The following is an 8789-nucleotide window of genomic DNA, read 5'->3' as shown; positions in this document are numbered from 1 at the left end:
GGGCGGCGGCGATCTCGGCGGCGACGCTGGCGATCGTCGCGTAGAACGGGTTGGCGATCTCCTCGATCAGCAGCCCGACGGTGGCGTTGAGCTGCCGGGAGCGCAGGTTACGAGCGATGTCGTTGCGCCGGAAGCCCAGCTCGGCGATCGCGGCCAGCACCCGGCCGACCAACTCCTGCCCCACCGGCTCGTCGTTGACGACCCGGGAGACCGTCTTCAGGCTGACGTCGGCCCGCCGGGCCACGTCGACCATCGTGGGACGCCGACGCACTGTCGGCCGGGTCGGGGTCTGGGTCACGGGGTGGTCCTCCACGGCGGGCGCCTGTCAACGGTCGAGGGCGGCGAGCGCGTCGACCGCTTTTCGGGCGGCGATGAGCACCGGATCCCAGACCGGCGCGTACGGCGGAGCGTAGCCCAGGTCCAGCTGTGTCATATCGTCCACCGTCATGCCGTTCCACAGCGCCACGGCCAGCGAGTCGATCCGTTTGGCCGCCTCGGACCATCCGACGATCTGCGCGCCGAGCAACCGGCCGCTGGGGCGCTCGGCGATCAGTTTGACAGTCATCGGCCGGGCGCCCGGGTAGTAGCCAGCCCGGTTGGTCGACTCGGCGATCACCGAGACGAACTCGAAGCCGGCGGCCGTGGCGTCGCGCTCGCGCAGACCCGTCCGACCCACCTCCAGGTCGCAGACCTTCGTCACCGCCGTGCCGATCACGCCGGTGAAGGTGGCGTACCCGCCACCGATGTTGATCCCGGCGACCCGGCCCTGTTTGTTGGCGTGCGTGCCGAGCGGCACGTGCACCGGCAACCCGCTGATCCGGTGCAGGGTCTCGACGCAGTCACCGGCCGCCCAGACTCCGAGGTGCCCGGGCACCCGCATCCGACGGTCCACCCGGATCGCGCCGGTCGGCCCGAGGGGCAGCCCGGCCGCTTCCGCGAGCGCGGCGTTGGGGCGTACGCCCAGGCCCATGACCACGACGTCGGTCGGGATCGGCCCTTCTGCGGTGACCACGGCGGACACCCGGCCGTCCCGCTCCTCGATGCCGGTCACCGGCAGGCTGCCGCGGATCGTGATGCCGAGGCCGCGCATCGCCTCGGCGACCAGCTCGCCCATGTCGGCGTCGACAGTCGACATGGGCTGCTCGCCGGCCTCCACCAGGGTCACCGCGAGGCCGCGTTGGATGAGGGCTTCGGCGATCTCGACGCCGATGTACCCGCCGCCGACCACCACGGCCCGGCGCGGCTGCGGGTCGGCGTCCAGCCAGTCGCGTAACGCCGCACCGTCGTCGAGAGTCTGCATGCCGAACACGCCGCCCGCGTCGGTGATCGCCCACGACGGTTTCACCGGCACCGCGCCGGTGGCGTACATCAGGTCGTCGAAGCGCTCGCGGACCTCGCCGCCGCCTTTCAGGTCCCGCGCCACCACCTCGCGGCGTTCCAGGTCGATGGCGGTGACCTCGTGGCGCATCCGGACGTCCATCGCGTACTCGGTGCGGAACGTCTCCGGGGTCCTGGCGATCAACGCCTCGGGGCCGGGCACCAGGCCGCTGATCCAGTACGGGATGCCGCACGCCGAGTAGGAGGTGAAGTTGCCCCGTTCGAAGACCACGATCTCCAGGTCGCCACTGTTACGGCGGCGTCGGGCCTGGGACGCCGCCGACATTCCGGCGGCGTCCCCGCCGATGACGATCAGCCGTTGGGCCACGGGCTCATCCTGTCACGCCGTGATCAGCCGCGGGTCTGCCGTGCGACGTCCTGCACCACGTCGGTGAGTCGGCCGGTGCGCTCGAACACCGCGCGCTGCCGAGCCGCGCCGCTGCCCTGCCGGCGCAACCCACCCAGCAGGTCGGTCACCTCGGCCCAGTCGCCGTGCTGCTCCAGCGCCGGCCGCATCCGTTCGACGAACCGGTCCAACAGCTCCCAGGTCGGGCGCAGCTCACCGGTTGTGACGTCGACGGCCTCGCCTTCCAACCCGTCATGGGCGGCCCGCCAGTGCGCGCCGACCAGCAGGTGGTGGTCGGTCTGCAACGCCGGCCGGCCGGCCTCGACATCCGCCATGGCGGTGGCCACGAGTGCCCGGACCAGCGCGGCGACCAGCACCGCGTCGTCCACCGACGGGCAGACGTCGCCGATCCGCAGCTCCACCGTCGGGTACTTCGCCGACAGGCGTGCGTACCAGTAGAGCATCCCCTCGTCGAGCATCACGCCGCTGGAGATCAACTGGCGGATCAGCCGCTGGTAGTGCTCGTGCGACTCCAGGAACGGCGTCGGCGCCACCGACGGCCAGCGCTCCCATTCCACCGAGCGCCAACTGGCGTAGCCGGTGTCCTCGCCCCGGGAGAACGGCGAGTTGGTGGTCACCGCGTGCAGCATCGGCAGCCACGGCCGTACGTGGTTGAGCACCTGCACGCCGGTGTCCGGGTCGGGCACCCCGACGTGTACGTGCATGCCGTTGTTGCCAGGGCCGGGGACGAGCAGCCGGAATCGCTCGATCATCCGGTCGAAGCGGGGCTTGTCCACCACCGGCGGTACCGGGCCGTCCACCGGGCCGGTGCCGATGGCGAGCAGGCGTACGCCGGCCCGCTCGGCGGCGTCGGAGAGCGCCCGACGCAGGACGCCGAGGGAGTGCCGGATCGAGGAGAGCTCCAGGCCGGGCGGGCTGCCGATCTCGATCTGACTGGTCTGGAACTCCCGCTCCACCTGCCCGCGAAGTTCGGCCGGCACCTGCTCCATGACCAGGTCCACGGCCGGAACCGCGGCCCCGGTGTGCGGGTCGACGAGCAGGAACTCCTCCTCGACACCCACGGTGAGCAACCCGGTCGCCGCAGCCATGTCGCTGGGCGCCTCTGCCACCTGACCGGTCATCGACATCACCCGTCCGTTCCTACCGTTCGCGGTCCGTCCGCGTTGGTCCATCGTTGGTTACCCAACGTGGCGATGCCGGGAAACGTGGCGGCGGCGCTCGTACTCGGGGCGGGCCGCCGGATTCGGCCGGGTGACGTGACAGCGGGTCCTATGCTGGGCCCGTGCCGGTGCTGCTGGGCTATGTCGGGGTCGCGTGGATGTCCGCGTTCGCCCAGCTCACGCTGCTCGCGGGTCGACCGGCCGACCTGCTGGCGGGCGCCGCGCTGACCGCCCTGGTGCTGCTCGCGGTGGTGCTGGCGGCCCGGGTGCACGACCGGGCGGGCGCGCCCGGTGCCGGGCCGCGGTGGGCCGGCCTGCGGGCCCGTTCCCGAAGTCGCCGAATGCCTCGCCAGATCGACCCGGATGCGGCCGGTCGTCCTCGTCCCCGTGCTCCGGGGCACCCCTCGGCCGCGTAGCGCCTCGCCGCCGCGCGGCCGATCCCGCCGTCACCGGCCCCCCTTGCTGAGCGGATACCGCCCGGGGGAGGGCCTCACCGGAATCGGACCGAGGGGTTTCCCATGCTTGCCTTCGCACCACTGCACGACGCTGTCGCCGCTGCCGGCAGCGCGCTGTCCTGGCTCACCGAGCTGCTCGAACCACTGGCCGGCGGCGGGGCGACCGCCGCCGCCATCGTGCTCTTCACCATCGCCGTCCGCCTGCTGATCTCGCCGCTGACCGTCGCGCAGGTCCGCGGTGAGCGGCGCCGCGCGGCGCTCGCCCCACAGGTGCGTGAGCTCCAGCAGCGGTACGCGGACGACCCGGCGACGCTTCAGCGCGAGGTGTTCACGTTGTACCGGGCAGCCGGCGCGAACCCGATCGCCGGCTGCCTGCCGCTGCTCATCCAGGCGCCGTTCCTGCTGGTGTTGTACCGGTTGTTCAGCACCAGTGAGGGCGGCACCGGGTTGCTGGACGAGCGGTTGGCCGGCGTGCCACTGGGTCACCATCTCAGCGACGGGCTGGCCGGTGCGGCCGGACCGCTGTTCGGCGTGCTGCTTGTGGTGTTGCTGGCGGTGGCCTGGTGGTCGTCGCGGCGGGCTCGGCGGGCGTCGGCGGCGGTGGGCACGGTGGCGGGTACGCCGACCGAGGGACCGGGGGCGGCCACGCTCGGCCGGCTGTTGCCCCTGCTGCCGTTCACGACAGTGCTGGTGGCGCTGGTGCTGCCGCTCGCCGCGGTGATCTACCTGGTGACCACGAGCGTGTGGTCGGCAGTTGAGCAGGCGGTGCTCCGCCGTCCGCAGGCGGTCCCGTCGCACCCCCTGGACAGAAACAGTTAACTGTCTTAATAATTGGCAGCAACGTTGACGTCCATAAATGCCCGTCCGGGCCCGGAGGGTCGCATGAAACGCTCCAGATCCCTTGTCCTGTCCCTCGTCGCCGCCCTCGCTGCGACACTCGGCGCGGCCTGGGTGGCGCTGCCCGCGTACGCCGCAGGCGCCACCGCCAGCTTCGTCAAGACCGCCGAGTGGGGCTCGGGTTGGGAGGGAAAGTACACAGTCACCAACGGCGGCAGCTCGACCATCAACGGCTGGAGCCTCGCCTTCGACCTGCCGTCCGGCACCACCCTCGGCAGCTACTGGGACGCGTTGCTCAGCTCATCCGGCCAGCGGCACACCTTCACCAACCGGTCCTGGAACGGCACCATCGCCCCGGGCGCGTCGGTCTCCTTCGGCTTCCTGGCCAGCGGCCCCGGCTCACCGAGCGGCTGCCAGCTCAACGGCGCGTCCTGCGGCGGCGGCACCCCACCCACCACGCCGCCACCCACCACGCCGCCACCGACGACGCCCCCGCCGACCACCCCGCCGCCGACCGACCCGCCCACCGGTGGGCTGCCGAAACACCTGCTCACCGGGTACTGGCACAACTTCGACAACCCGGCCGTCGAGCTGCGGCTACGCGACGTCCCCGCCGAGTACGACCTGGTGGCTGTCGCCTTCGCCGAGGCCACCGCGACGCCCGGCGCGCTCACCTTCGGCGTCGACAGCGGGCTGGCCGCTTCGCTCGGCGGCTACACCGACGCGGACTTCACCGCCGACGTCCGCACCCTGCACAGCCGGGGCAAGCGGGTGATCCTCTCCGTCGGTGGTGAAACCGGCCGGGTTAGCGTGAACAACGCCGCCTCGGCCGCCGCGTTCGCTGACACGGCCGCCGCGTTGATCGCCCGGTACGGCTTCGACGGGATCGACATCGACCTGGAGAACGGGCTCAACCCGACGTACATGGCGCAGGCGCTGCGCGCGCTACGGGCCAAGATCGGGCCGGGGCTGATCATCGCGATGGCGCCGCAGACCATCGACATGCAGAACCCGGCCGGCGGCTACTTCAAGCTGGCGCTCGACATCAAGGACATCCTCACCGTCGTCAACACCCAGTACTACAACTCCGGCGCGATGCTCGGCTGCGACCAGAACGCCGCGTACGGCCAGGGCACCGTGAACTTCATCGTCGCGTTGGCCTGCATCCAGTTGGAGGCCGGGCTCCGCCCCGACCAGGTCGGCCTGGGCCTGCCCGCCGGAGCGGGGGCGGCCGGCGGCGGCATCGTGGCGCCCAGCGTGGTCAACGCCGCCCTGGACTGCCTCGCCCGGGGCACCAACTGCGGCAGCTTCCGCCCACCGCGCACCTACCCCGGCATCCGGGGCGCGATGACCTGGTCGGTGAACTGGGACGTCAGCAACGGCAACGGCTTCGCCAACACTGTGGGCCCGCACCTGGACACCCTGCCCTGACCGCGCTCGCCGGCGTCCGGTCAGGACGCCGGCGGTAGGCGGTGACGTGGATCAGCGACCGGCGGTCACCGACCGCCGGTCGTCGCGATCCCGACGCTTGCGAACCTTGCGGATCACCCAACTGGCCACCATCACGACGAAGACCGCGACGATCGCATAGTTGAACCAGTCGCTGTAGCGCTCGACATCCTGCCAACGGCTCCCGAGCGCGTAACCGGCCCCCACGATGAGGCCGTTCCACACCCCGCTGCCGATCGTGGTGAGCAGGATGAACTCACCCAACGGCATCCGGTTGGCCCCGGCCGGCACGGAGACCAGGCTGCGGACCACCGGTACCACCCGGCCGATCAGCACCGCCCACCGACCGTGCCGCTCGAACCACTTGTCGGCCTTCTCCAGGTCGTCGCTGTCCACCAGCGGGATGTGGTCCAACCAGCGCTTGAGCCGTTCCTCGCCGAGCGCCGCGCCCAGCCAGTACAGCACCAACGCGCCGACCAGCGAACCGACCGTGGCGGCCAGCACCACGAGGAAGACGTTGAACTCGCCCTCGTGCGCCAGGAAACCGGCGAGCGCCAGCACGATCTCACTGGGGATCGGCGGGACGATGCTCTCCAGCGCCACCAGCAACGCCACTCCGACCGGGCCCATCACCTCGATCACCGAGGCCACCCAGCCGGTCAACCCGGTGAACTCGGACGGGTCGCCAGCCTGGGCGTACGCCATGGTCGTCCTTCCGGTCGGCGGTCGGGGATCGGAGGGTCATACCCACCGGGGCGCGAACTACACCTGCGCTCAGTGCTCCGGGTGCAGGGCGGTGTCCGCCGGCCCCTGCCGCCAACCGGTGAACACCACTGTCAGACCGGCGCGGGACGGCGCGCAGCAGAACGGGCCGGCGACAGCCTCGGCCGTCGGATCCAGCGGGGCGAGCCGGACCAGCCGCCACGGCTCGTCGTCGACCCGCGCGCGGACCGTCAGCGCGTCACCGGCCCGGCTGACCCGGACGGTCACCTCCCGGCCCGCCCAGTCCGGCACCGGCCCCACCGACCAGTCGGAGAACTCCCGGGTCACCACCGCGCCGAGCTGCGCCTCACCGTCGCTCACCTCGACACCGGCCTTGGTCCAGGTCCGTTCGTCCACGCGGACGAAGACACCGGCCTGGTCGAACTGTGTCGAGAAGTCGAGCCGGAAGCTCACCTCCATGGCGGTGCCCACCGGCAGCGGCGCCAGCAGGGCCGGGCCGTTGTCGTGGACGAAGCCGTAGCTGGTCCGCCGCCAGAAGTCGCTGTTCGCCGCCGGCTCGACGACCAACTCGCCGGCCGGGCCCTCCTCGACGCGTACCGGCAAGTGCAGCCAACTGCCCCGGGACCAGTCCAACAGTTCGCTCGGCGGTACGAGGTCGATCTCCATGACCGGCACGGTAGCCCACCACGAGGTGTGGCCCGCCGGGTTGGTTTGCCGCGGTGATCGAACGGAGATGTTCCTTCGGCATGGGTGACCGTTGGTATTCCGAAGCCGTCGTCTACTGCCTCGACATCGACACGTACGCCGACTCTGACGGCGACGGTGTCGGTGACATCCGTGGGCTGATCGGGAGGCTGGACTACCTGGCCCGGCTCGGGGTGACCTGCCTGTGGCTGCACCCGATCCACCCGTCGCCCAACCGTGACGACGGCTACGACGCCACCGACTTCTACAACGTGGACCCGCGCTTCGGCACCCTGGGCGACTTCGCCGAGCTGCTGCACCAGGCGCAGAACCGGGGCATCCGGGTGATCATCGACCTGGTGGTCAACCACACCTCCGACGAGCACCCGTGGTTCCAATCCGCCCGCTCGTCGCCGGACTCGCCGTACCGGGACTGGTTCGTCTGGTCCGACACCGAGCCGGACGACAGGCACCAGGGCATGGTCTTCCCCGGCGAGCAGGACGAGACGTGGAGCTACGACCGCACCGCAAAGGCGTGGTTCTACCACCGGTTCTACAAGTTCCAGCCGGACCTCAACTTCGCCAATCCGCAGGTCCGGGCCGAGATCAAGAAGATCATGTCGTTCTGGCTCCAGCTCGGTGTCTCCGGTTTCCGGATGGACGCGGTGCCGTTCATCATCGAGCTGACCGAGCCGGGCAACCCGAACTCCCCGAAGGACTTCGAGTTCCTCACCGAGATGCGCCAGCACGTCCAGTGGCGCCGCGGCGATGCAGTCCTGCTGGCCGAGGCGAACGTCGAGCCGGACCAGCTACCGACGTTCTTCGGCGACGCCAGCGGTTCCGGCAACCGGATCCACATGCTCTTCGACTTCATGCTCAACGGGCGACTCATGCTCTCCCTGGCCCGGCAGGACCCGGAGCAGTTGATCGACGCGTTGCACGACACCCCGAAGCTGCCGGTCGGTGGGCAGTGGGCCACCTTCCTGCGCAACCACGACGAGATCGACCTGTCCCGGCTGACGACCGAGCAGCGCAACCAGGTGTACGCGGAGTTCGGTCCGGACGAGAACATGCGCATCTACGACCGGGGTATCCGTCGCCGGCTCGCCCCGATGCTCGGCAACGACCGGCGGCGCATCGAGCTGGCGTACGCCCTCCAGTTCTCGATGCGCGGCACGCCGGTGCTGCGCTACGGCGAGGAGATCGGGATGGGTGAGGACCTGTCGCTGCGCGGTCGGGACGCGATCCGTACCCCGATGCAGTGGTCGTACCAGCCGAACGCCGGCTTCTCCACCGCGGACCCGGAGAAGCTGGTCCGCCCGGTCATCGACAAGGGTGAGTTCGGCTACCAGAACGTGAACGTCACCGCCCAGCGGGGCGACCCGAAATCGCTGCTCGCCTGGTTCGAGCGCATGATCCGTACGCTGCGGGAGGCGCCGGAAATCGGCTCCGGCTCGACCAGCCACATCGACGTGCCGGTGCCGCCGGGCGTGCTGACGCACCGGGCGGACGGGCCGACCGGGACGATGGTCTTCGTGCACAACCTGGGCACCGACGACGTCGAGGTGGACCTCAGCAGCCTCGAATCGGAGGCCGACCTCCCGATCGACGTGCTCGCCGACCGTGGCTACGGAGAGTTGGGAAAGCTCGGCGCGGTGAAGGTCTCCGGCTACGGATACCGGTGGATTCGCCTATGCCGAGGGTCGGCCTGTTGAGGTTAAGCTCCTCCGATCGACC

9 protein-coding genes are annotated in these 8789 nt (G+C 70.7%); 4 read left to right on the top strand and 5 right to left on the bottom strand.

Annotation, left to right across the window (positions count from 1 at the left end; all coding sequences use genetic code 11):
- The 3 genes from MED01_RS22730 to MED01_RS22720 all read right to left on the bottom strand — a co-directional run.
- Positions 1 to 253, bottom strand: a 253-nt coding sequence (locus tag MED01_RS22730; RefSeq protein WP_238670590.1) for a LacI family DNA-binding transcriptional regulator, incomplete at its 3' end; no start/stop codon positions are given.
- A gap of 72 nt (positions 254 to 325) precedes the next feature.
- Complete coding sequence (locus tag MED01_RS22725) at positions 326 to 1705, bottom strand: FAD-dependent oxidoreductase (RefSeq protein ID WP_238670576.1); 1380 nt, start codon at positions 1703 to 1705, stop codon at positions 326 to 328.
- Between the two features lie 23 nt (positions 1706 to 1728).
- On the bottom strand, positions 1729 to 2871 hold the full coding sequence (locus MED01_RS22720) for a carboxylate-amine ligase (protein ID WP_372493701.1): 1143 nt from the start codon (positions 2869 to 2871) through the stop codon (positions 1729 to 1731).
- Positions 2872 to 3026: 155 nt separating this feature from the next.
- Here MED01_RS22720 and MED01_RS22715 point away from each other — a divergent pair, with 155 nt between their 5' ends.
- From MED01_RS22715 to MED01_RS22705, 3 genes are all read left to right on the top strand, one after another.
- Positions 3027 to 3320, top strand: coding sequence for a DUF6412 domain-containing protein (locus MED01_RS22715; protein WP_238670574.1), 294 nt, complete (start codon positions 3027 to 3029; stop codon positions 3318 to 3320).
- A 102-nt stretch (positions 3321 to 3422) separates the two neighbouring features.
- Entirely contained in the window at positions 3423 to 4178 is a 756-nt protein-coding gene (locus MED01_RS22710; protein WP_238670573.1) for a YidC/Oxa1 family membrane protein insertase, read from the top strand.
- Positions 4179 to 4241: 63 nt separating this feature from the next.
- Positions 4242 to 5627: a chitinase gene (locus MED01_RS22705; protein WP_238670572.1), complete on the top strand. Its 1386-nt coding sequence runs from the start codon at positions 4242 to 4244 to the stop codon at positions 5625 to 5627.
- A gap of 51 nt (positions 5628 to 5678) precedes the next feature.
- On the opposite strand, the gene MED01_RS22700 is transcribed toward MED01_RS22705, so the two are convergent.
- Positions 5679 to 6350, bottom strand: a complete 672-nt coding sequence (locus MED01_RS22700; RefSeq protein ID WP_238670571.1) for a DedA family protein — start codon at positions 6348 to 6350, stop codon at positions 5679 to 5681.
- A gap of 69 nt (positions 6351 to 6419) precedes the next feature.
- On the bottom strand, positions 6420 to 7034 hold the full coding sequence (locus tag MED01_RS22695) for a DUF1349 domain-containing protein (RefSeq protein WP_238670570.1): 615 nt from the start codon (positions 7032 to 7034) through the stop codon (positions 6420 to 6422).
- Positions 7035 to 7114: 80 nt separating this feature from the next.
- Between MED01_RS22695 and MED01_RS22690 the strand changes: the two genes are divergently transcribed.
- Positions 7115 to 8767 carry an alpha-amylase family protein gene (locus tag MED01_RS22690; RefSeq protein ID WP_238670589.1) on the top strand — a complete coding sequence of 551 codons (1653 nt, stop codon included), beginning with the start codon at positions 7115 to 7117 and terminating at the stop codon, positions 8765 to 8767.
- The last annotated feature ends 22 nt before the right edge of the window (positions 8768 to 8789 follow it).

This window comes from Micromonospora alfalfae, assembly GCF_022230925.1.
In the GTDB taxonomy this organism is placed as follows: domain Bacteria; phylum Actinomycetota; class Actinomycetes; order Mycobacteriales; family Micromonosporaceae; genus Micromonospora; species Micromonospora alfalfae.
Note: the sequence above shows the minus strand (reverse complement) of the source record. Positions and strands in the feature narration are given on the sequence as shown.